Raw genomic sequence first — 22,333 nt, forward strand, 5'->3', positions numbered from 1 at the left:
TTCAGAAACGCGTAAAACGATAGGGGTGCGGGTCAATCACCGGATCAGAATCCGGCGTGACATCAATCCGCGCCGGATGCGGTTACGCACCCGTTCGAACGGCGGACGCGTCATAGCGACGAAGAAACAGCCGTGATGAAAAATGGCGCCTCACAGGGCCATTTTTTCGCTTATGACGCCTCTCAGTGTAAGAGGAAAAAACGATTAAAGTTGCCAGAGGCAGGCGCAGGGCGGCTCTCCTCAGTTTTTACCAACGTTTAAAAAAAATCTTTCAGTCTGACGAGCGAGAGATTTAATCAACTTTCCCTTCTCTTTTTTCCGGTTAATGCCACAATCATAAGCATAAAGGTATCGCACGATTAGATAGCGCGATAACTAAAAGACCGTCTTGCTCCAACTTTTGATAAAAATGACCACACCAGGGAAAACTCATGCAGCAACTCAAAAAAATTATACAGAGGAAAGGCCTATGCCAAACCCAACACTTCAGCACTCTGTGCCTGTCATGACTAACGTGCGTGAACTCCGCCTGGCTGCCGGCCTCTCACAGGAGGGGGCTGCCGAACGGTTTGGCCTGAGCCTGCGGGTCTGGCAGACCAAAGAGGCCGCCAGCAAACCGGGCCAGCTGGGCCAGACGGAATATGAATTCCTGCTGCTGCTGGCAGGCCGCCATCCGCATTTTTCACTGGCACCGCTGCAGTCCCGATAAAGGGGCTTGGCTGAAGGGCTCCGGACTGACCGGAACCCTCTGCTGTGCTCCCGATGACTTCAGATGCGATTGCAGCTCTGAACAGACCTGGCGCAGTGCGGTTTTCACCGCTGGCTGATTGCTCAGGGCATTGAGCAGACCCTGTTACAGCGCCTGCGCGCACGCCCAGGCGGAGCTCCACGCCCACTGGAAGTTATACCCTCCCAGCCAGCCGGTCACATCGACCACTTCACCGATAAAATAGAGGCCCGGCACATCGCGGGCTTCCATGGTTTTTGAGGAGAGCTGCGTGGTGTCGACGCCGCCGAGCGTCACTTCCGCCGTGCGATAACCTTCGGTGCCGTTCGGCTGCACTTTCCACTGGTGCAATGCGTTCGCCAGATCGGCCTGCTGGCGGCTGTTCAGCTGTTTCAGCGTGCATTCCGGTACGCTGCCCAGCAGCTGCAGGCACTCGACAAGGCGCTTCGGCAGCAGTTTTGCCAGGGTGTTTTTCAGGCTCTGATTCGGATGACTGTGACGCTCATCGTTGATAAACGCATCGATGTCCTGACCAGGGGAGAGGTTAACCGTAACAAACTCACCCGGCAGCCAGTAGCTGGACAGTTGCAGCACCGCCGGGCCGGAGAGGCCGCGATGGGTGAACAGCAGCGCTTCTTTAAACACCGTACCGTCTTCAGCGGTCAGCACCGATGGCACCGACACGCCGGACAGCGTCTGAAGCTGTTCCAGCAGCGGCTTATGCAGGGTAAACGGCACCAGTCCGGCGCGGGTCGGGAACACCTTCAGACCGAACTGTTCAGCGATTTTGTAGCCAAACGGGGACGCCCCCAGGCCCGGCATCGACAGCCCGCCGCTGGCAATCACCAGCTTTTCTGCCTGCACTTGCGCACCGTTCAGCTGGAGCATATAGCCGCTGTCGTCACGGGTAACGGAGACAACCTCACTGCGCAGACGCAGCGTTACCTGGCCCTGTTCACACTCTTTCAGCAGCAGATCGACCACCTGCTGCGCGGAGTCATCACAGAACAGCTGGCCGAGGGTTTTCTCATGCCAGGCAATGCCGTGGCGATTGATCAGATCGATGAAGTCCCACTGGGTATAGCGCGCCAGGGCAGACTTACAGAAATGCGGGTTATGTGACAGATACGCGGCGGGTTCAGTATAGAGGTTGGTAAAGTTACAGCGACCGCCGCCCGACATCAGAATTTTACGTCCGGCTTTTTTGCCATTATCAATCAACAGTACGCGCCGCCCTTTCTGACCCGCCTGGGCTGCGCAAAACAGGCCAGCTGCGCCTGCACCAATTACGATAACGTCAAATTTTTCCACCACACACTCCGCGCCGACCTGCAAAAACGCTGATTGTAGTGAGTTGGCCTCCGGGATGCCAGTGTCACGCCAGATCGGCGCTGAAACATTTTGTAACCTCATGATTTAAAAATGCTTTCGCCTGAAATTTTCACGCTACTGACACATTAATGTCAAAAAAAGTCTATATTTCCCTTCCCCCCGGCGTAGTTTGTCGCTGATAATGCGCCGCGTTCATGTCCTCCAAAATGGCGTAACGCTTATGCTACATCTGTTTGCTGGTCTTGATTTACATACCGGCCTGTTCCTGGTTCTTGCTCTGTTGTTTGTATTATTTTATGAGGCAATCAATGGCTTCCACGATACGGCCAACGCGGTAGCAACCGTAATTTATACCCGTGCAATGCGATCGCAGTTAGCGGTGGTGATGGCCGGGGTGTTCAACTTCTTTGGTGTGCTGCTGGGCGGCTTAAGCGTAGCTTATGCAATTGTCCATCTGCTCCCCACCGATCTCCTGCTTAACGTTGGTTCTGCTCACGGTCTGGCGATGGTCTTCTCCATGCTGCTGGCAGCTATCATCTGGAATCTTGGTACCTGGTATTTCGGGTTACCGGCCTCCAGCTCCCACACCCTGATCGGTGCCATTATCGGTATTGGCCTCACCAACGCGTTGCTGACTGGCACCTCGGTGGTTGATGCGCTCAATATTCCTAAGATGATTGGCATCTTCATGTCGTTGATTATTTCACCGATTGTTGGCCTGGTCGTCGCGGGTGGACTGGTGTTTCTGCTGCGCCGTTACTGGAATGGCAGTAAAAAACGTCAGCGTGTCCACATGACCCCGGCTGAACGTGAAAAGATCGACGGCAAGAAAAAGCCACCGTTCTGGACGCGGACCGCGTTGATTGTCTCGGCGATTGGCGTCAGCTATTCGCACGGTGCAAACGACGGTCAGAAAGGTATCGGCCTGATTATGCTGGTGCTGATTGGCGTGGCACCGGCGGGCTTTGTGGTCAATATGAACTCCAGCGGTTATGACATCACGCGCACGCGCGATGCGGTTAACCACCTGGAGCAGTATTACGATCAGCATGCGGCATCGCTGACACACATCATCCAGATGACGCCTCCGGCGCTGCCAACCCCGGAAGAAGTGCCGTCAGGCCCGAAAGAGTTCCACTGCGATGCAGCACGCGCGCTGTCTGCTATCCAGCGAGCGCAGGGTCTGCTGAACAATCTCACCAGCTATGACACGCTCAGCGTCGAGCAGCGCAGCCAGCTGCGTCGCCTGCTGATGTGCATCGCGGATACCGCAGAAAAAACTGCCAAGCTGCCGGAAACCACGTCAGACGACAAACGTTTCCTCAGCAAGCTGAAAGGCGACCTGCTGAATACCGTTGAGTATGCCCCGGTGTGGATTATTCTGGCCGTAGCGTTAGCGCTGTCGCTGGGTACGATGATTGGCTGGCGCCGTGTTGCCACCACCATCGGTGAGAAAATCGGTAAGAAAGGGATGACTTACGCCCAGGGGATGTCGGCGCAGATGACGGCCGCGGTCTCTATCGGCGTGGCGAGTTATACCGGAATGCCGGTATCTACCACCCACGTGCTCTCCTCTTCCGTTGCCGGTACGATGCTGGTTGACGGCGGTGGCGTTCAGGGCCGCACCATTAAGAACATCCTGCTGGCGTGGGTGTTAACCCTGCCGGTGTCGATTGTGCTTTCCGGTGTGCTGTACTGGCTGGCGTTGAAATTGATTTGATATGGTTGCGGGCGGACCGAAACAGCAGGTCCGTCCCTACTGTACGATGCAAAAAAGGGCGACCATTTTAATGGCCGCCCTTTTTTTAATGCCAGATGGCTAAACCAATCAGGCTAATCACCACCAGCCCGCACAGGGCGCTGGTTAAAACAAACTGGCCTCGCAGCCGCTGACAGCGGCGAATAAACTCATCGTCATGATGGTCGAGATAGCGCTGATACCAGATGTAGCCAATCAGCCGGACCTGCTTACCCGGCTGCCCGTGAGACGTAAAAAAACCCCCGCCATCCACGTACTGATACAGCAGCGGATCGCAGCCACGCAGCACCACTAACAGTGCCCGTAGCGAAGAGAAGTAGCGCGCCATATTCACTACACAAACGACACAAAGAGCCCAGAAAAGCGCAACGGTGCTGATCATGATCCCCTCCCGGACTTTCATCAGGAAATACGCTACGCGGCCAGAGCCGGGTGCAATCCCGATGGTTAGCCAACTTTTATTATTAAGATGATTGCTGCCCGCCGGACGGCGAAAAAATGTACTTTTAATGCCGTCTGTAATCAGTGTAGGAGATCTGTTTAAATTTTTTCCAGTGCTGTTTTCATCCGCGACGGATTTTAGACAAAAAATCATGTTGATCGCCCTCGCAAACGCTGCCCTGTGTACCAACACCCGGAAGCAATTTTCGCTATACTTAGCCCCAACACTTACGTGAAAAGGAGTATTCAAATGGCCTATAAACATATTTTAATTGCCGTCGACCTGTCGCCGGAAAGTAAACTGCTGGTCGACAAGGCCGTATCGATGGCACGCCCTTACGACGCCAAAGTGTCCCTGATCCACGTTGATGTGAACTATTCCGATCTCTACACCGGTCTGATTGACGTTAACCTTGGGGATATGCAGAAACGTATTTCTGAAGAGACGCACACCGCGCTGACCGACCTGTCCAACAGCGCAGGCTACCCGATTGCCGAAACGCTAAGCGGCAGCGGCGACCTCGGCCAGGTGCTGGTCGACGCCATCAAGCAGTATCAGGTAGATTTAGTGGTGTGTGGGCACCACCAGGATTTCTGGAGCAAACTGATGTCCTCTGCCCGCCAGCTGATCAACACCGTTCATATTGATATGTTGATCGTGCCGCTGCGCGATGACGAGGACGACTAAGGCATCACTGGCTGACCGGCGACAGGTACGTAGGGGTCGACCTTTTTTTCCGGTCGACCCGTGTTTTCTGGTCGACCTTGTTTTCCGGTCGACCCTTATTTTCCGGTCGACCCTTATTTTCCGGTCGACCCTTGTTTTCCGGTCGACCCGCGTTTTCCGGTCGACCCGTGTTCGCTGGCAAAGCGCTCAATCAGCCCTGCGCCAGCGGCGCATAAATATCAAAACGGTGGCTTTTGGTGGCGACGGCATTTGGCGTAGCCACTCCGGCCAGCGGCGGCGCATAGTCCGGGCGCTTAACCACAACGCGTTTCTTCGCCAGCTGGCGTGCAGGCAACAGCAGCCCGTCGGCATCAATATCCGGCCCCACCAGCGACTGAAACACCCGCATCTCTTTTTTCACCAGCGCACTTTTCTGCTTGTGCGGATACATCGGGTCAAGATACACCACGTCCGGCGGCGGGCTGATATCCGTCAGCGCACTGAGGCTGGAGGCATGCAGCAGCGTCAGGCGCTCGCGCAGCCACGGGCCAATTTCCGCATCGGCGTAGCCGCGCTGTAAACCATCATCCAGCAGCGCGGCCACCACCGGGTTGCGCTCCAGCATCCGCACCCGGCAGCCAACAGACGCCAGCACAAATGCATCGCGCCCCAGCCCGGCGGTGGCATCCACCACATCGGGCAGGTAGCCGCTCTTTATGCCGACCGCTTTCGCCACCGCTTCACCGCGGCCACCGCCAAACTTGCGGCGGTGCAGCATTGCCCCGGAGACAAAATCGACAAAGATGCCGCCGAGCTTCGGTTCATCGCGCTTGCGCAGCTCCAGATGGTCAACCGTCAGCACCAGCGCCATCAGCGCATCGTCATCGTGTACCAGCTGCCAGCGGGCGGCTAAAACAGATAAGGCGCCATCGCTGGCGCCCGTTTCATCTAACAAACAGATGTTCACTGATAACTTACCCTTTGATGCCGTAGTGTTTCAGCATCGCATCCAGCTGCGGCTCGCGGCCACGGAAGCGACGGAACAGTTCCATCGGCTCCTCCGATCCCCCCCGCGTCAGGATGTTGTCGAGGAAGGACTGCCCGGTTTCCCGGTTAAAGATGCCCTCTTCTTCAAAGCGGGAATAGGCATCCGCCGCCAGCACATCCGCCCACAGATAGCTGTAGTAACCTGCGGCATAGCCACCGGCAAAGATGTGGCTGAAGGCATGGGGGAAGCGGCCCCACGACGGCCCCGGCACCACGGCCACCTGAGCTTTAATCTCTTGCAGAATCTCCAGGATCCACGCCCCTTTCGCCGGGTCAAACTCGGCGTGCAGGCGGAAGTCGAACAGGCCGAACTCCAGCTGGCGGAGGATAAACAGCGCTGCCTGATAGTTTTTCGCCGCCAGCATTTTATCCAGCAGATCTTTTGGCAGCGGTTCCCCGGTCTCGTAGTGGCCGGAGATAAATGCCAGCGCTTCCGGCTCCCAGCACCAGTTTTCCATAAACTGGCTTGGCAGCTCGACGGCATCCCACGGTACACCGCTGATGCCTGACACCCCCGGAGTTTCAATGCGCGTCAGCATATGGTGCAGGCCGTGGCCGAACTCGTGGAACAGGGTGGTGACTTCATTATGGGTAAACAGTGCAGGCTTGCCGCTCACCGGACGGTTGAAATTACAGGTCAGGTAAGCAACCGGCTTCTGCAGGGTACCGTCGGCTTTACGCATCTGGCCCACACAGTCATCCATCCATGCCCCGCCGCGTTTGTTTTCCCGCGCATACAGGTCCAGATAGAAGCTGCCACGCAGCTCACCGCTGTCGTCAAACAGGTCAAAGAAGCGCACGTCCGGGTGGTAAACATCCACGTCGTGACGCTCGCTGGCGGTGATGCCATAAATACGCTTCACCACTTCAAACAGGCCATCCAGCGCGCGCTGAGCCGGGAAGTACGGGCGCAGCTGTTCGTCGCTGATGGTGTACAGATGCTGTTTCTGCTTCTCGCCGTAATAGGTCATGTCCCACGGCTGTAGGTCATCTACTCCGTACTCTTTCTGAGCGAAGGCGCGCAGTTGAGCCACCTCCTGTTCGGCCTGAGGACGGGCGCGTTTAGCCAGGTCGGTCAGGAAGTCGATCACCTGCGCCGGGTTTTCAGCCATTTTGGTCGCCAGTGACTTGTCAGCATAAGAATCAAAGCCCAGCAGCTGTGCCAGCTCATGACGCAGCGCCAGCTCTTCCGCCATCACCTCGCTATTATCCCACTTGCCGGCATTCGGCCCCTGATCGGAGGCACGGGTGGAGTAGGCGCGGTACAGCTCTTCGCGCAGCGCCTGGTTGTCGCAGTACATCATCACCGGCAGATAGCTTGGAATATCCAGCGTCAGCAGCCAGCCTTCCTGCTCTTTGGCTTCGGCCTGCGCTCTGGCGGCGGCCAGCGCGCTTTCCGGCATGCCGGACAGTTCGCTTTCGTCAGCGATCAACTTGCTCCAGCCCATGGTGGCATCCAGCACGTTATTGCTGTAGGTCGACCCCAGCTCGGACAGACGCGCGGAGATTTCGCCATAGCGCTGCTGCTTCTCTTTCGACAGGCCAATACCGGACAGTTCGAAATCACGCAGCGCGTTATCCACCGCTTTCTTCTGCGCCAGATCCAGCGCGGCGAAGTTTGCCCCCTCTTTCAGGTCGCGATAGGCCTGATACAGCCCCTCATGCTGGCCTACCCAGGTGCTGTACTCAGACAGCAGCGGCAGCGTCTGCTCATAGGCCTGGCGCAGCTCCGGGCTGTTTTTCACCGAATTCAGATGGCTGACCGGTGAGAACAGGCGGCTTAAGCGGTCATCTACTTCGGCCAGCGGTTGTACCAGGTTATCCCAACTGTACGGCGCGCCCTGAGCAACCGCCTTTTCAACCGCTGCACGGCTGTCATTCAGCGCCTGAGTCACGGCAGGCACCACATGTTCAGGTTGAATGGCGGAGAAAGGGGGAAGCGTAAAAGAGGAGAGTAACGGATTGGTCATAGCGCAGTCCTTTAATCGTTGATATGGGGCGCATGTTTTCGCGCGATTTATTTAAGATGGGGTTAAGCACAGAGAAAATCAATGGGTCAGGGCAGCGACGGTGCCATTCACGGCGCGCAGAAGCCCATTTTTACCGCACTTTACGCATTGCCACACTCCGTCTGGCGTAGCATACTCCCCCCGCTTTAATACGTCGTATAACTCCGTTACAAACAGGGAGGTTATTTATGTGGTATACGCTGGCGGCCTCGTTACTTTTTCTACCTATTTATCTGCGCAGTTCTCTGGTGCTTCTTGCCATTGCACTGGGGCTGGCGGTGTCTGACCATACCCTGCAACCGCCGGGCATTATCGCGCTGCTCGTCATCGGCGTTGTCGCCGTCTACTGCGGCGGTAAGAAGCAACCGCATGCCTTCTCGCTGCCCGGCGAAATCATCCTCGTGGTCAGTGCAATCGCCCTGATGCTGCATATGATCCCAGGGTTTAATAACCTGATCATTGTGTCTGGTGAACAGGCCGGGCCACAAAGCGCGCCCTTCACTTTTTATTACAACATTGATAAAGCGCTGATCCCTTTTCTGCTGTTAGCCTGCCTGCCCACCCTGCTGAAACGGCCGGCTAGACCCCCGGCGAACGCGCTCTGGTGGCTGGTGCTGCTGATGTCGCTGCCGCTGCTGCTGCTGCTGGCAACGTTAGCCGGGGGGCTGAGAGTCGAGCTGCACCGGCCAGAGTGGCTGGGATCGTTTATGCTGGCCAATCTGTTTTTTGTCTGTCTGGCCGAAGAGGCGCTGTTTCGCGGCTATATCCAGCAGCGTCTGAGCCAGCTGCTGGGCGATAAACGAGCGCTGTTGATTGCCGCCCTGCTGTTTGGTTTCGCTCATTTCTCCGGCGGCCTGCTGCTGATGCTGTTTGCCACACTGGCCGGGCTGATTTACGGCCTGGCCTGGCTGTGGAGCGGGCGGCTGTGGGTGTCTACGCTGGTACATTTCGCCTTTAATATGCTGCACCTGCTGTTCTTCACCTATCCGGTCTGGCAGCGAATCCCGACTTGAACGCGCTTTTTTAAGCCGTTTTCGCTATAATGAGCGCAACCTGTGCCGCCCGGTGGCGGCACGCTCGCATTTACCATCCGGATTATCCCAATACATGCTCAGTTATCGCCACAGCTTCCATGCCGGCAACCACGCCGACGTTCTCAAACATACCGTGCAGAGCCTGATTATCAGCGCGTTAAATGAGAAGGAAAAACCCTATCTTTACCTCGATACCCACGCGGGTGCCGGGCGTTATCTGTTAAGCGGTGAGCATGCGGAGCGTACCGGAGAGTACCTGGAAGGTATTGCGCGCATCTGGCAGCAGGATGACCTGCCGGAAGAGCTGGCCGCGTATATCAGCGTGGTGAAGAACTACAATCCCGGCGGCAAACTGCGCTACTACCCTGGCTCGCCGCTGATCGCCCGTCATCTGCTGCGCGAGCACGACCAGCTACAGCTGACCGAGCTGCACTCCAGCGACTTCCCGATGCTGCGCAGCGAATTCCAGAAAGATGACCGTGCGCGTCTCGCCCGTGCCGACGGCTATCAGCAGCTGAAGTCCAAACTGCCGCCGCCGTCGCGCCGGGGTCTGATCCTCATCGACCCGCCGTATGAGATGAAAAGTGATTATCAGGCCGTGGTGCAGGGGATCCAGGAAGGCTACAAGCGCTTCGGTACCGGTGTGTTTGCGCTGTGGTATCCGGTAGTGCTGCGCCAGCAGATCAAGCGTATGTTCAACGAACTGCAGGCGACCGGTATTCGCCGCATTCTGCAGATCGAGCTGGGCGTGCGCCCGGACAGTGATCGCTTTGGCATGACCGCATCGGGCATGATCGTGATTAACCCGCCGTGGAAGCTGGAGCAGCAGATGAACAACGTGCTGCCGTGGCTGGAAAAAGTGCTGGTGCCTTCAGGTACGGGTCACCACAAAGTCAGCTGGATCGTGCCGGAATAATCTGCGGCACGGGGCGACCGAAAAAGAAGGTCTACATCACTGCTGGTGGAAATCTGCGGCACGGGGCGACCGGAAAAAAAGGTCTACATCACTGCTGGTGGAAATCTGCGGCACGGGGCGACCGGAAAAAATGGTCTGCATCACTGCTGGTGGAAATCTGCGGCACGGGGCGACCGGAAAAAATGGTCGCCCCCTACGATTTATTCCCAATCCGATCGCAAAATCCCCATCCGGTCGCGTAATCCCCATCCAACCGCGTAATCCCCATCCAAACGCGTAATCCCCAATCCGACCGCGTAATTCCCCATCCGACCGCAAAATCCCCATCCGACCGCGTAATCCCCAATCCGACCGCGTAATTCCCCATCCGACCGCGTAATCCCCCATCCAACCGCGTAATCCCCCATCCGGTCGCGTAATCCCCAATCCGACCGCAAAATCCCCATCCGACCGCAAAATCCCTATCCGACCGCGTAATCCCCCATCCAACCGCGTAATCCCCATCCAAACGCGTAATCCCCCATCCGGTCGCGTAATCCCCATCCAAACGCGTAATCCCCAATCCGACCGCAAAATCCCCATCCGACCGCGTAATTCACCATCCGACCGCATAATCCCCCATCCGGTCGCGTAATCCCCCATCCAAACGCGTAATCCCCAATCCGATCGCAAAATCCCCATCCGACCGCGTAATTCCCCATCCGGTCGCGTAATTCCCCATCCGGTCGCGTAATCCCCCATCCGGTCGCGTAATCCTCAATCCGACCGCAAAATCCCCATCCGACCGCGTAATCCCCCCAATCGCGTAATTCCTCCGCGATCGCGTAGGGGCTGACCTTCTTTTTCGGTCAGCCCGCTATCACAGTCAGAGCGGAAACACCGCGAAATCATGCGCCATCTCGGTGTGTTCAAACACCGCCCGGCACTCCGCCAGCAGCCGTTCACTATCACCCCGCAGGTAACGCGTGCTGAGATGCGTAACAATCAGCCGTTTTGCGCCGCTTTCCAGCGCCACTTTTGCCGCCTGCGCCGTGGTGGAATGCCCGCGGCTGTTGGCCTTCTCTTCCATCGCCACTTCCAGCGTGGCCTCATGCACCATCAGGTCTACCCCCGCTGCCATTTCGTTCGCCGCCGCCGTCGGTGCGGTATCGCCAAAAATCGCCAGGCTGCGCCCTTTGATTTTATCGCCCACGTAATCCCAGCCGTTAAGGGTCCGGCCATCCGGCAGCGTCACGCGCTTACCGTGCTTCAGGTCATAGAAGTAAGGCCCGGCAGGAATGCCGTCGGCGGCCAGCTTCGTCGCATCCAGCGCGCCCGGCTTATCATGCTCATCAATGCGGTAGCCGTAACACTCCACCGGATGGGTCATCGGGTACGCCGTTACGCGGAAATGCTCATCGTTGCACACCTCACCCGCGCTAATTTCGATAATCTCCAGCGGGAAGGTCAGCCACGAGCCGCTCAGGCTGAGGGTGGTTTCGACAAAGGTTTTCAGCCCCGCAGGGCCGTATATCGTCATGGGGTCGGTAGAGCCGTTCATCGACCGGCTGGTGAGCAGACCCGGCAGGCCAAAAATATGATCGCCGTGCAGATGGGTAATAAAGATCTTCTCGATCTTCCCCGGCTTGATCGGGGTGCGCAGGATCTGGTGCTGCGTGGCCTCCCCGCAGTCAAACAGCCAGGTGGCATTGCGCACCCCCTGCAAATCCAGCGCTATGCTGGTGACGTTGCGCTCGCGACCGGGCGTTCCGGCACCGGTACCTAAAAACTGCAATTGCATAATTGACGGACTCCCTGAGCTATTGTTGCGGTAATTCACCCGACTTCACGCTGTCCCAGTCTAACGCAAAACGGGCCAGATACTTGCGCAGCCGGTCGGCGTCATTCGGCTGTTTCTTCTGCTGGCGTGAAACGGCAAACAGCGTGCGGCCGGCCTCCGACAGCGATGCGGATTCGCGACACACCTTCAGCACCGTCTCCAGCTGGCTGTGGTCAAACAGATCCAGCGTCTCCGGTAACACCAGCGTGGGTTCAAGCTGCCAGCTGGCGCGCAGGCGGGCGATCTCTTCTTCCACCTGCGCCAGTTCGATACGGCCGTTATCCGCCAGCGTGGCCATGCGGGTGACGGAGGCGCTCAGCTCGCGAAAGTTACCGCGCCACAGGGCAGCAGGCGCGCAGGCAAATTGCAGGTAACGCTGACGCGCCTGCGGCTCAAAACGCACCTGCGACTGGGCATCGCTGGCAAAGCGCAGCAGTTCAAACTCCAGATTAGGTTCAATATCTTCACGCCGTTCCGCCAGCCCCGGCAGCGTAAAGCTCCACATATTAATACGCGCATAGAGATCCTCACGGAAGCGCCCTTCCGCCACCCACTGGCGCATATCGCGATGGGTCCCGGCGATCAGCTGAAAATCACTGCTGACCTCTTTATCCGCGCCGAACGGCAGGAAGCGCTTCTCTTCTATCGCTTTCAGCAGCATCGCCTGTTCATCCAGCCCCAGCTCGGCAATCTCATCAAGAAATAACATGCCGCCGTCGGCCTCACGCAGCAGCCCGTTGCGCGGCTGCAACGCGCCGGTGAAGGCCCCTTTCACATGGCCAAACAGCGTGGACATGGCATTATCACCGCGCAGCGTGGCGCAGTTGACCGCCACCAGCCTGCCGCTGACCCGATGACGTGACTGGCGCAGCTGATAAATTCGCTCGGCCAGAAACGATTTGCCCGCCCCGGTCGGGCCGCTCAGCAGCAGTGGCGCGTCCGAGCGCAGCGCCACCCGTTCAATCTGATCGATCAGGTTATTAAAGGTGGCGTTACGCGTGGAAATACCGCCCTTCAGCAGCGATACCGACTCCTGACGTTCGCGCATAAAGCGGCTGGTCAATGTGGCATAACGGCTCAGGTCGAGGTCAATCAGCGTACAGACGCCCTCGGTTTTGGCACTCTCCTGTTCACGCGGGGCGGGGGCCGTTTGCAGCAGTCTGGCGGGCAGATAGCGTGCCTCGGTCAGCAGGAACCAGCAGATCTGCACCACATGCGTTCCGGTGGTGATATGCACCAGATACTCTTCATTCTCGGTATCAAAAGGATAGTGGCGGGCAAAATCGAGCAGGACGGTGTACACCTCCTCAAAATCCCACGGGTCATTCAGCGTAATCGGGTTCAGCCGCACCTCGGTTTCCGGCGAGACCAGCGCGATATCCTCCGACATTTGCTGTGCCATGGTCTGACGGTCGGGCTGATGCAGCAGGTCCAGGCGGTCAACCGGCAGATCCGGCTGCATGCACAGCCCCAGCGTCGGTCGCCATTTGTTCCAGCGGTTTTCACGCTTGCCCCGCTTATCCAGCGTGGTTCCCAGCATGCCTATCACCACTCTGCGCTTCATGCCTTATCCTTTTATCGCAATATTTATCCCACAGGATAAATTCCTCCCTCAACCCGCAGCAAGCCCTTTCTTTCGCGTAAAAATAAAAATGATATTTATCAATCAACTAAAAATAATTTCACCTTTTTTTTCACCCTGGCACGCTTCTGGCAATAGTTACCCCGTCGATATGCTGAATCATGCCAGGGTTATGAACCCAGCCGGCGCACCGGGAACGGATGACCGTTTTCCCGCAGGCGTTCCGTCAGCACCAGACATTTTGCGAAGGGCACAGGGCCAGAACGGGTTCGACTCCCGGCTTCGCACCTCTCTCCCAGGAGCCTTGAATAGCAGTACCCCGGCTGTGCAGTCAGCAGCCCACCCGGAGCACCGGCTAACGCGTCGGGTCTGGGGCATCATCTCCGCGCCGCCGCCGTACCGGGTGCCGCTCAGATGCTCCCCCAGGCTTCACGCCGCAGCCCGCGCTCCGCGGTGCCCAAATTAATTAAGGAGATAAGATGTTTAAGAAATTCACCATACGGAAAGGTCAAATCGCGTTGCTGTCAAAGAACGATGAATACCAACAAATTTTGCCAGCCGGGGAGTATCGTTTCCGCGACTGGCGCCTTCAGCTCCAGGTCGCGACCTTCGGGCTGAATGAGCCGCTGGATAGTCCCCTGGCCGACTACCTGCAACAGTATCACCCGCAGTGGGTAAGCGAGTTCTGTCAGACGGTGGCGGTGCCTGAAACCTGCGTCGGCCTGCACTATAAAAATGACCAGCTGGTGGAGATCCTGCCGCCGGGTACGCGCCGCCTGTGGTGGCTGAACGGCAGCGCGCAGCGCGTCGACCTGCTGTCCACCGATACGGTAGAGATCCCGGCGACCATCGTCGCCAGCCTGATGCAGCCACAGCTGCGCCAGCACGTGGTGGCCGGTAACGCCGGAGTACTGCTGGTGCAGATACCGGCCTGGCATGTGGGCATCCTGAAGGTTGACGGCATGCCGCAGGCGCTGCTGCCGCCCGGAGCCAGCGGCTACTGGCGCTTCAACCATCAGGTTGATGTTGAGGTGGTGGACACCCGCGTGCAGGCGCTGGAAGTGAGCGGCCAGGAGATTCTGACGCGTGATAAAGTCAGCTTACGCATCAATCTGGCGGCCAACTGGCGCTACAGCGATGTGATGAGCGCCTATGCGCAGCTGACCAAACCGCTGGAATACCTCTACCGTGAGCTGCAGTTTGCGCTGCGGGAAGCGGTCGGGACGCGCAGCCTGGACGAACTGCTGGAAAATAAGCAGGCGATCGATGAGCTGGTAAGCACGCAGATCCGCCAGAACGTGGCGGCTTACGGGATGGAAGTGGCCTCACTGGGGGTGAAAGACATCATCCTGCCGGGAGAGATGAAGACCATCCTTACCCGCCTGGTGGAGGCGGAGAAATCGGCCCAGGCAAACGTGATCCGTCGGCGCGAAGAGACGGCCGCCACCCGATCGCTGCTGAATACGGCCAAAGTGATGGAAAACAACCCGGTCGCACTGCGCCTGAAGGAGCTGGAAACGCTGGAAAGAGTGGCAGAGCGCATCGATAAAATCTCCGTATTCGGCGGCCTGGACCAGGTGCTGAACGGACTGGTACAGATAAAAGGGAACTGACAATGAGTCTGCAACAGCTGACCGCGCCGGGCGCGGCAATGATAAAAATGTGGACCGAGGGCGTACCGGTCGATGCCAAAGCACAGCAACAGCTGCTGAACACGGCAAGGATGCCGTTTATCTATAAACATCTGGCGGTGATGCCCGATGTACACGTCGGCAAAGGCTCGACCATCGGCAGCGTGATCCCGACCCTGGGCGCGATTATCCCGGCGGCGGTCGGCGTGGATATCGGCTGCGGCATGATGGCGGTGCGCACCTCGCTGACGGCCAGCGACCTGCCGGATAATCTGCTGGGCATCCGCAGCGCGATGGAGCGCGCGGTGCCGCACGGCCGCAGCAGCGGACGCTCGCGCAACGATCGGGGAGCATGGCAGACACCGCCACCCACGGTAGACCGCCACTGGCAGGTACTGGACGCAGGGTTTAAACGCCTCACTGACCGCTACCCGGCGCTGCTGAAAACTAACCACTATCATCACCTCGGCACGCTGGGCACCGGCAACCACTTTATTGAGCTGTGCCTGGACGAAGCGCAGCGGGTGTGGGTGATGCTGCACAGCGGTTCGCGCGGGGTGGGCAATGCGATTGGTAACCTGTTTATCACCCTCGCCCGCGAGGATATGCGCCAGCACATCGCCGACCTGCCGGATCGCGATCTGGCCTATTTCAGCGAAGGCAGCCAGCACTTTGCCGACTACCTCGAAGCGGTAGCGTGGGCGCAGGAGTTTGCCCGCCACAACCGCCAGGTGATGATGCAGCAGACGCTGAGCGCGCTGGCTCAGGTGCTGCCGAAGGCGTTTATCGCCGAAGAGCAGGCGGTCAACTGCCACCACAACTACGTGCAGCGCGAAGCGCACTTTGGGCAAGAGGTGCTGATCACCCGTAAAGGCGCGGTGTCAGCGCGCAAAGGTGAGATGGGCATTATTCCCGGCTCGATGGGGGCAAAAAGCTTTATCGTACGCGGGCTGGGCAATGAAGAGAGTTTCTGCTCGTGCAGCCACGGTGCCGGACGGGTGATGAGCCGCACGGAAGCCAAAAACCGCTTCACGGTGGCCGACCAGCAGCGCGCCACGGCCCACGTTGAGTGCCGCAAAGACAGCCACGTGATTGATGAGATCCCGATGGCCTATAAAGATATTGATGCCGTCATGGCGGCCCAGTCATCGCTGGTAGAGATTGTGCATACGCTGCGTCAGGTCGTGTGTGTTAAAGGATAAGGAGCAAACCTGATGAATACAGAAGAAGCCGTCAGCCCGGCGATGCGCGAGCGGGTGCTGGCAGCATTAAAGGCGATTGAAGTCCGCGAAAACGTGCGCGTGCTGTACGCCTGCGAGTCCGGCAGCCGGGGCTGGGGATTCGCTTCACCCGACAGCGACTACGATGTGCGCTTTATCTACGTGCATCAGCCTGAGTGGTATCTGCGCGTGGAGCCGCCGCGTGATGTAATCGAACGGCCGATCGACAGCGAGCTGGACGTCTGCGGCTGGGAGCTGCGCAAAACGCTGGGGCTGCTGAAGGCCGCCAACCCGACGCTGATGGAGTGGCTGGACTCGCCGGTGGTTTATCGCCAGCACCCGGACGCGGTGCAGGCTTTACGCGGGCTGGTGCCGGATTTCTTCAGCGATCTGCGGGCGCGCTACCACTATCTGTCGATGGCGAAGAAGAACTTTCGCGGCTATTTACAGGGCGAGTCGGTGCGGCTGAAAAAGTACTTCTACGTGCTGCGCCCGCTGCTGGCCGTGCAGTGGATCGAAGCCGGGAAAGGCATACCGCCAATGCGTTTTGACCGGCTAATGGCGGGAACGGTAAGCGACCCGCTGCTGCGGGCAGAGATCGACGCCCTGCTGGAAAATAAACGCCAGGCGGGTGAAGCGGAGTACGGCCCGCGCCGTGAGCGGATCCATGCCTTCATTGGGCAGCAGCTGGCACGGCAGGAGCGTCCGCCGCTGGATGACACACCGCGCCGCGATGCCAACGCCCTGAACCAGCTGCTGATGCAGACGGTACTTTCCCCGGTATAAAAACAGGCACAGGGTGCGCTCTGTGCCTCCCCCTATCACAATCATAGACGCAACCTTTGCGGCTTTTCCCCTTGTGGCGTTACACTCTATGCCAGCTGATTTAACTCAATCAGGGTCTGGCCGGACAGGCATCATTGTTGCAGCCTGTCTGGACAGACTCTCACTAAACGGAAGACTCGATGACCCGACATTATGACTACCTTGCCATCGGCGGCGGCAGCGGCGGTATCGCCTCCATTAACCGTGCGGCTATGTACGGACAGAAATGTGCGCTGATCGAAGCGAAAGAACTCGGCGGCACCTGCGTGAACGTCGGTTGCGTACCGAAAAAAGTGATGTGGCACGCCGCCCAGATTGCCGAAGCTATCCATAACTACGGCCCGGACTACGGCTTCGATACCACCGTTAACCAGTTCAACTGGGACGTGCTGCTGAAAAATCGCAGTGCCTATATCGACCGTATCCACACCTCGTACGACAACGTACTGGGCAAAAACAACGTGGACGTGATCAAGGGCTATGCCCGTTTCGTTGACGCGCACACCGTTGAAGTCAACGGTGAGAAAATTACCGCCGACCATATTCTGATCGCCACTGGCGGCCGTCCAAGCCAGCCGACCATTCCGGGTGCGGAATACGGCATCAACTCCGACGGCTTCTTTGAACTGCAGGCGCTGCCAAAACGCACGGCAGTGGTCGGTGCAGGCTATATCGCGGTGGAAATCGCCGGGGTGCTGAACGCGCTGGGCTCTGAAACCCACCTGTACGTGCGTAAACACGCGCCGCTGCGCAGCTTCGATCCGCTGATCGTTGATACGCTGGTGGAGGTGATGAACGCCGAAGGCCCGACGCTGCACACCGAATCGATTCCGAAAGCGGTAGTGAAAAATGCCGACGGCAGCCTGACCTTACAGCTGGAAAATGGCCAGGAGCAGACGGTTGACTGCCTGGTATGGGCGATTGGCCGCGAGCCAATGACCGACAACCTGAACCTGGAGGTCACCGGCGTTAAGCTGAACGAAAAAGGCTACATCAGCGTTGATAAGTACCAGAACACCAGCGTGAAAGGGATTTACGCCGTGGGGGACAACACCGGCGCGGTCGAACTGACCCCGGTTGCCGTCGCCGCTGGCCGTCGCCTGTCCGAGCGCCTGTTTAACAACAAGCCGGACGAGCACCTGGACTACAGCAACGTGCCTACCGTGGTGTTCAGCCATCCGCCAATCGGCACGGTCGGCCTGAGCGAGCCGGAAGCGCGCGAGAAGTTTGGTGATGACCAGGTGAAGGTGTACAAATCGTCCTTCACCGCCATGTACACCGCCGTCACGCAGCACCGCCAGCCGTGCCGCATGAAGCTGGTGTGCGTCGGTGCCGATGAGAAGATCGTCGGGATCCACGGCATCGGCTACGGCATGGACGAGATGCTGCAGGGCTTCGCCGTGGCGCTGAAAATGGGCGCGACCAAGAAAGACTTCGACAACACCGTCGCGATCCACCCGACCGGTTCGGAAGAGTTCGTTACCATGCGCTAACTGCGCCGATGCAGATAAAAAAGCCAGCGAATGCTGGCTTTTTTTATGCCGTCAGAAACTAGTAATAGTTAATGGTAAAGGTCGCCGTGGCATTCGCTTTGCCCGGCGTGACCGGGCCGCTGGTTTTGATATAGCGGGCGACCAGCGCAACAGCCCTTGTTCTGATGTCAGCGCTGCCTAAGAGCGTGTTTTTTGCTATCGCAAAATTAACCAGAGGTGGGGACACCTGCCCCGTGGCTCCATAGGCAAGTTGAATACCCACGCCGGAAGCGGTGCCGCTTCCCGATTGCAGATTAAAAATACCCTTTACTGAATCTGTTACCGGGGTATTCGGCTGAATCGATACGCTGATTGAATTAGGTGTCATCGCACCGATAGCGCTATTGCCATTGTCGGAATAATAACTGTTGCGTCCATCGGTCAGTTTGCCGTAAAAGCGCGGGCAGTTGGTCATTATGATTGACGCATCCTTCCAGGGCGTGCCATCTCCCGCATTTTTAAACTGCCCGATATCGTAGCTGCCCATATTCACCGTGACGTCCGGCGTGGTACAGGTGGCTGAGACGATATTCAGCGAGCCAACAAAGCTGGTTTCCACGGCTTTAATTGGCGTAATGTTTGAGGCTTCAAAGAAAGAGCCGAGCGTGGGCAACGAAGCCCCGTCTAAAACACCCGGCTGGATATCCCCGATTTTGATTAAAACCATATCGAAGTCGTAGCCGTTATTAGCCGTAAATGTGTAAGCTGGAGCCGCATTGGTGCCACCCCATGAATTCTGACTAAAAGGGACTATGGGCACCGATGCATCGGTACCACGGCGAAAGAGTACGCCAATACCCGGCACATTAGTCTCCATAATCTTGCCCGCATACGCGGAGACACCGCCATCAGAACTCGATACCGGATAAGGACGGTGCGTGAATCGATAGCTCGATGAAGGCTGATAGATCCCGCTATTATTGCTACAGTGAAAACTAATCGGGCCAGAAGGCCGATAGTATTGCTCATGGATCACCGTACCGTTTGGCACATCAGGACCAACGGTGATATTGCTTCCCTGAATCGGCATCTGCATGGTAATCAGTGCGGAGCCCGGGCTAAATTCACAGGTCAACGCGCTGGCTCCCGTCGCGGCCATCAGCAGTGACAGCAGCAGCGTGCTGCGCATCACCCCTTTTTTAATCAATTGCATATTATTCATAGCCTTATCCTGCTGAAGATGGTGTCGGCAGCGACTGCGCGGCCAGCTGCGTATCTGCGGAAGCGGCAGGGAAGGCACAGACCCCGTTAAACTGCTGCACTACCGCGTTTTCACTGCCTTTCGCCTGCGGCATCAGGTGGTAGCCGATGCGGCAGCTTTCTGCCACGCCCTCTCCCCACTTCACCCGCAGCTCGCCCTGCGGTTCGCTGATGCGCGCGTAAATCTGCCCGCCCTGGCCAACCGCGCCGACGCTGTTGCCCGCGCTGTCCAGTACCTCGGCACCAAACGGTACTGGCTGGCCCTCCAGCGTGGCGCTAATCAGGATCGGGCTGCCGCTGTGCGTCTGGTACTTCAGCTTCACCACCGCCCCGGAATAAGGGGCGACGCGCTGGGTGGTATTGTCCAGCTCGACATCGGCGGCGGTCCCTTTCGGGTCGATGCTGACCTCGTTCATCTCATACGGATTGAGGTACGGCACCACCGCATAGCCGAACGGGTCGATCGTCACGCCCGGATAGTTAGAGACGTGCGCCCCGCTCGCCCCTTTCGCCTCGACCAGCGCGAAGGTATCCGCCACGTAAGGCGAGGCGGTGACGCCGCCGCCGTGGGCGACCAGCGTGCCGCTGGCACCAAGCGATTCACTGTGGTAGTTGCGCCCGGTGCTGTAAGCCGCATTGAGCGAGCTGTAAGGCGCGCGATACTGACCGTTGACCGAGCCGCTGCTGCCGCTGTTGTTATGCAGCCCGGAGATACCGTAGCTGTACTGATTTTCGCTGCCCGCCGCGCCTGAAATCGTCGCCTGCTGGCCGCTGTTGCCGTTGCTGTCGCGGTTGAAGTCCAGTCTTGCCTGCGGCGTATAGGCGGTATCGGCACGCCCCAGCGGGAAGCTGAAGGTCAGCTGGTAGTTGTTCTGATTCACGCCGTAGCCGGACTGGGTGCGGCTGGCGTTGATGCCGTACGTCAGGCTGCGGTAGCGGTTGCTGTAACCAAGCTGATACTGCTTGTCGCTGCCGTTTTTATTCCAGTAGTCCTGTACCGAACTGCTGATATAGAACTGGCCCCATGCGCCCGGCAGCCCCTGTGAAGCGGTCACCGTCAGGCGGTTCTTCGCCCTGACGATGTTGTTTTGATCCATGCCCTGCTGAAGCGCGTCGCGCGCCTGAGCGTGGGTGATGAAATCCATATAACCGCTGGTCGAGAAACGATAAGCCGCCAGCGCCAGGTTACTGTTGGTTTCACTGATCAGCTTGCTGTAGCTCAGACGATAGCTCTGCCCGGAGTAGCTCAGGCCATTGTTATTCAGGTGTGCTCGCGCCTGAGTAACGTCAGCGCTGACCGCACCTGCCGGAGTGCCAATAGCCGCGCCGAACTGCAGGGCGTAGTAGTTCTGGCTGAGTTGCATACCGGTATAGCCGGTGACGGCGTTGGTCAGCCCGCGCTGATAAGTCCCCTGGTACAGCGCGGGCTTATCGTGCAGATAGTCGCTGCGCAGATTTCCGGCGGTCAGCGAGTAACGGTCACTGCCGGGGCGCAACAGCGCAGCTACCGAAGCATAAGGCACCAGGAAGCGCTGTTCAGTACCGTCGGCCTCGCGCACCGTGACCGCCAGGTCGCCGCCGTAGCCGCTCGGATAAAGATCATTGATCAGGAATTCGCCCGGCGGCACGGTGGTTTCATAGATCACCTGTTCGCCCTGGCGCACGGTAACGCGGGCGTTAGTGCGGGCAAAACCATGAATATCGGGCGCATAGCCGCGCAGCGACTGTGGCAGCATGCGCTCGTCGCTGGCAATCTGTACGCCGGTAAACGCCAGCGTATCAAACAGCTGTCCCTGGGTGTTCGACTGCCCGGCGAGGAAGCGACCTTTGATCGCCGGAATATCGCGCTGCACGTAGCTGTTGATTGCATCGTAGTGCTTGCCGCCGTGATCGGTGGCGTTATAGGAGCCGTTATGGCGGAAGTACCACGCGCCAACGTTCAGCCCGGCGTTCACTCCGGCATACAGCGACTGATACTGATACCCCCGGGCGCTGCTGCTGTAACCGCTGAGGTTATAGCCCAACATGCCGGCGGTGACCCCCTTATCCCACAGGGCCGGATTGACGCTGCCGCGCGCGCGCTGCAGCAGGTAGACCTGCGGAATGCTGAGGTTCAGCTGCTGCTCATTACTGTCGAATTCAATGCGCGATTCCGGCAGGCGCGCCTGTAAATCCAGGCACGCGTCCTCGCCCGCCAGTGGCTGAAGGAAATCTTTCGGCAGTTTCGCTTCGTTGAAGTTGATGCCCTGCAACAGGGTAGGGGTGAGACACGGATAAACCGACTTATCTGCACGGGATGTAAAGGTGACCTCTTCGTTACCGATCGGCTCGCCGTTGAGGCTCACTGATACGCGGTAAGTCCCCGGTGTGGCTGATGCGCCGTTGGCGAAGCGCGACAGATCAACATCACTTTTGTTTTCCAGGTTAAGAAACGACGGGTCGAACTCAACGTTAGTGGCAATATTCTGTGGCTCTGTAGCAAAGGCCGGGCAGGAGAGCGCAGCGGCAATCAGCACGCAAAGCGTGGAGAGTGTTCCCTGGCGTGGGGAAACACCATGTGTCGCAACAGAATTCAGTTTCATCCTGGCTCCG

Annotated in this window: 17 protein-coding genes; 9 read left to right on the plus strand and 8 right to left on the minus strand. The window is 58.2% G+C overall.

The window, feature by feature from the left end; all coding sequences use genetic code 11:
• Nucleotides 1-469: 469 nt before the first annotated feature.
• Nucleotides 470-709, plus strand: a complete 240-nt coding sequence (locus tag ABEH87_RS13215; protein WP_346576839.1) for a transcriptional regulator — start codon at nucleotides 470-472, stop codon at nucleotides 707-709.
• Nucleotides 710-853: 144 nt separating this feature from the next.
• Here ABEH87_RS13215 and ABEH87_RS13220 read toward each other — a convergent pair whose 3' ends face one another.
• Nucleotides 854-2,038 carry an NAD(P)/FAD-dependent oxidoreductase gene (locus ABEH87_RS13220; RefSeq protein ID WP_346577143.1) on the minus strand — a complete coding sequence of 395 codons (1,185 nt, stop codon included), beginning with the start codon at nucleotides 2,036-2,038 and terminating at the stop codon, nucleotides 854-856.
• A 241-nt stretch (nucleotides 2,039-2,279) separates the two neighbouring features.
• On the opposite strand from ABEH87_RS13220, the gene pitA reads away from it, so the two are divergent.
• Nucleotides 2,280-3,779: an inorganic phosphate transporter PitA gene (gene pitA, locus ABEH87_RS13225; RefSeq protein ID WP_346576840.1), complete on the plus strand. Its 1,500-nt coding sequence runs from the start codon at nucleotides 2,280-2,282 to the stop codon at nucleotides 3,777-3,779.
• Nucleotides 3,780-3,864: 85 nt separating this feature from the next.
• Here pitA and uspB read toward each other — a convergent pair whose 3' ends face one another.
• Nucleotides 3,865-4,200 (minus strand): universal stress protein UspB, encoded by a 336-nt coding sequence (uspB, locus tag ABEH87_RS13230; RefSeq protein WP_346576841.1) that lies wholly within the window; start codon nucleotides 4,198-4,200, stop codon nucleotides 3,865-3,867.
• Nucleotides 4,201-4,509: 309 nt separating this feature from the next.
• Between uspB and uspA the strand changes: the two genes are divergently transcribed.
• Complete coding sequence (gene uspA / locus ABEH87_RS13235) at nucleotides 4,510-4,947, plus strand: universal stress protein UspA (RefSeq protein WP_062748192.1); 438 nt, start codon at nucleotides 4,510-4,512, stop codon at nucleotides 4,945-4,947.
• Nucleotides 4,948-5,137: 190 nt separating this feature from the next.
• Here uspA and rsmJ read toward each other — a convergent pair whose 3' ends face one another.
• A complete protein-coding gene (gene rsmJ / locus ABEH87_RS13240) occupies nucleotides 5,138-5,893 on the minus strand; it encodes a 16S rRNA (guanine(1516)-N(2))-methyltransferase RsmJ (RefSeq protein ID WP_346576842.1) in 756 nt (251 codons plus the stop codon).
• Between the two features lie 7 nt (nucleotides 5,894-5,900).
• The gene (gene prlC / locus ABEH87_RS13245) at nucleotides 5,901-7,943 is read right to left on the minus strand and encodes an oligopeptidase A (RefSeq protein WP_346576843.1); all 2,043 of its coding nucleotides are present in this window, start codon (nucleotides 7,941-7,943) and stop codon (nucleotides 5,901-5,903) included.
• A 227-nt stretch (nucleotides 7,944-8,170) separates the two neighbouring features.
• On the opposite strand from prlC, the gene ABEH87_RS13250 reads away from it, so the two are divergent.
• Nucleotides 8,171-8,995, plus strand: coding sequence for a CPBP family intramembrane glutamic endopeptidase (locus ABEH87_RS13250; RefSeq protein ID WP_346576844.1), 825 nt, complete (start codon nucleotides 8,171-8,173; stop codon nucleotides 8,993-8,995).
• A gap of 94 nt (nucleotides 8,996-9,089) precedes the next feature.
• Nucleotides 9,090-9,932, plus strand: coding sequence for a 23S rRNA (adenine(2030)-N(6))-methyltransferase RlmJ (locus tag ABEH87_RS13255; RefSeq protein WP_346576845.1), 843 nt, complete (start codon nucleotides 9,090-9,092; stop codon nucleotides 9,930-9,932).
• A gap of 865 nt (nucleotides 9,933-10,797) precedes the next feature.
• Here the strand turns inward: ABEH87_RS13255 and rnz are convergent.
• Together rnz and rtcR are read right to left on the minus strand one after the other, a co-directional pair.
• Entirely contained in the window at nucleotides 10,798-11,712 is a 915-nt protein-coding gene (gene rnz / locus ABEH87_RS13260; protein WP_346576846.1) for a ribonuclease Z, read from the minus strand.
• 19 nt (nucleotides 11,713-11,731) lie between these two features.
• Nucleotides 11,732-13,315 (minus strand): RNA repair transcriptional activator RtcR, encoded by a 1,584-nt coding sequence (gene rtcR, locus ABEH87_RS13265; RefSeq protein WP_346576847.1) that lies wholly within the window; start codon nucleotides 13,313-13,315, stop codon nucleotides 11,732-11,734.
• 497 nt (nucleotides 13,316-13,812) lie between these two features.
• Between rtcR and ABEH87_RS13270 the strand changes: the two genes are divergently transcribed.
• The 4 genes from ABEH87_RS13270 to gorA all read left to right on the plus strand — a co-directional run bounded on the left by ABEH87_RS13270 (nucleotide 13,813) and on the right by gorA (nucleotide 18,502).
• A complete protein-coding gene (locus tag ABEH87_RS13270; protein WP_346576848.1) occupies nucleotides 13,813-14,946 on the plus strand; it encodes a slipin family protein in 1,134 nt (377 codons plus the stop codon).
• Between the two features lie 2 nt (nucleotides 14,947-14,948).
• Nucleotides 14,949-16,166 (plus strand): RtcB family protein, encoded by a 1,218-nt coding sequence (locus ABEH87_RS13275; RefSeq protein ID WP_346576849.1) that lies wholly within the window; start codon nucleotides 14,949-14,951, stop codon nucleotides 16,164-16,166.
• Between the two features lie 12 nt (nucleotides 16,167-16,178).
• Nucleotides 16,179-16,970, plus strand: a complete 792-nt coding sequence (locus tag ABEH87_RS13280) for a nucleotidyltransferase domain-containing protein (protein WP_346576850.1) — start codon at nucleotides 16,179-16,181, stop codon at nucleotides 16,968-16,970.
• 179 nt (nucleotides 16,971-17,149) lie between these two features.
• The gene (gene gorA, locus ABEH87_RS13285) at nucleotides 17,150-18,502 is read left to right on the plus strand and encodes a glutathione-disulfide reductase (protein ID WP_346576851.1); all 1,353 of its coding nucleotides are present in this window, start codon (nucleotides 17,150-17,152) and stop codon (nucleotides 18,500-18,502) included.
• Nucleotides 18,503-18,560: 58 nt separating this feature from the next.
• On the opposite strand, the gene ABEH87_RS13290 is transcribed toward gorA, so the two are convergent.
• Together ABEH87_RS13290 and ABEH87_RS13295 are read right to left on the minus strand one after the other, a co-directional pair.
• Nucleotides 18,561-19,703: a fimbrial protein gene (locus tag ABEH87_RS13290; RefSeq protein ID WP_346576852.1), complete on the minus strand. Its 1,143-nt coding sequence runs from the start codon at nucleotides 19,701-19,703 to the stop codon at nucleotides 18,561-18,563.
• Nucleotides 19,704-19,707: 4 nt separating this feature from the next.
• A complete protein-coding gene (locus ABEH87_RS13295; protein WP_346576853.1) occupies nucleotides 19,708-22,323 on the minus strand; it encodes a fimbria/pilus outer membrane usher protein in 2,616 nt (871 codons plus the stop codon).
• Nucleotides 22,324-22,333: the final 10 nt, after the last annotated feature.

The sequence above is a fragment of the Erwinia sp. Eh17-17 genome (assembly GCF_039675725.1).
In the GTDB taxonomy this organism is placed as follows: Bacteria; Pseudomonadota; Gammaproteobacteria; order Enterobacterales; family Enterobacteriaceae; genus Erwinia.

What these genes read in the sequence shown, in the direction of transcription:
- uspA (WP_062748192.1), top strand. Translation starts at nt 4,510, where the DNA reads ATGGCCTATAAACATATTTTAATTGCCGTCGACCTGTCGCCGGAAAGT.
- ABEH87_RS13215 (WP_346576839.1), top strand. Translation starts at nt 470, where the DNA reads ATGCCAAACCCAACACTTCAGCACTCTGTGCCTGTCATGACTAACGTG.
- ABEH87_RS13295 (WP_346576853.1), bottom strand. Translation starts at nt 22,323, where the DNA reads ATGAAACTGAATTCTGTTGCGACACATGGTGTTTCCCCACGCCAGGGA.
- gorA (WP_346576851.1), top strand. Translation starts at nt 17,150, where the DNA reads ATGACCCGACATTATGACTACCTTGCCATCGGCGGCGGCAGCGGCGGT.
- ABEH87_RS13275 (WP_346576849.1), top strand. Translation starts at nt 14,949, where the DNA reads ATGAGTCTGCAACAGCTGACCGCGCCGGGCGCGGCAATGATAAAAATG.
- uspB (WP_346576841.1), bottom strand. Translation starts at nt 4,200, where the DNA reads ATGATCAGCACCGTTGCGCTTTTCTGGGCTCTTTGTGTCGTTTGTGTA.
- rnz (WP_346576846.1), bottom strand. Translation starts at nt 11,712, where the DNA reads ATGCAATTGCAGTTTTTAGGTACCGGTGCCGGAACGCCCGGTCGCGAG.
- ABEH87_RS13280 (WP_346576850.1), top strand. Translation starts at nt 16,179, where the DNA reads ATGAATACAGAAGAAGCCGTCAGCCCGGCGATGCGCGAGCGGGTGCTG.
- ABEH87_RS13290 (WP_346576852.1), bottom strand. Translation starts at nt 19,703, where the DNA reads ATGAATAATATGCAATTGATTAAAAAAGGGGTGATGCGCAGCACGCTG.
- pitA (WP_346576840.1), top strand. Translation starts at nt 2,280, where the DNA reads ATGCTACATCTGTTTGCTGGTCTTGATTTACATACCGGCCTGTTCCTG.
- ABEH87_RS13255 (WP_346576845.1), top strand. Translation starts at nt 9,090, where the DNA reads ATGCTCAGTTATCGCCACAGCTTCCATGCCGGCAACCACGCCGACGTT.
- ABEH87_RS13250 (WP_346576844.1), top strand. Translation starts at nt 8,171, where the DNA reads ATGTGGTATACGCTGGCGGCCTCGTTACTTTTTCTACCTATTTATCTG.
- rtcR (WP_346576847.1), bottom strand. Translation starts at nt 13,315, where the DNA reads ATGAAGCGCAGAGTGGTGATAGGCATGCTGGGAACCACGCTGGATAAG.
- prlC (WP_346576843.1), bottom strand. Translation starts at nt 7,943, where the DNA reads ATGACCAATCCGTTACTCTCCTCTTTTACGCTTCCCCCTTTCTCCGCC.
- ABEH87_RS13270 (WP_346576848.1), top strand. Translation starts at nt 13,813, where the DNA reads ATGTTTAAGAAATTCACCATACGGAAAGGTCAAATCGCGTTGCTGTCA.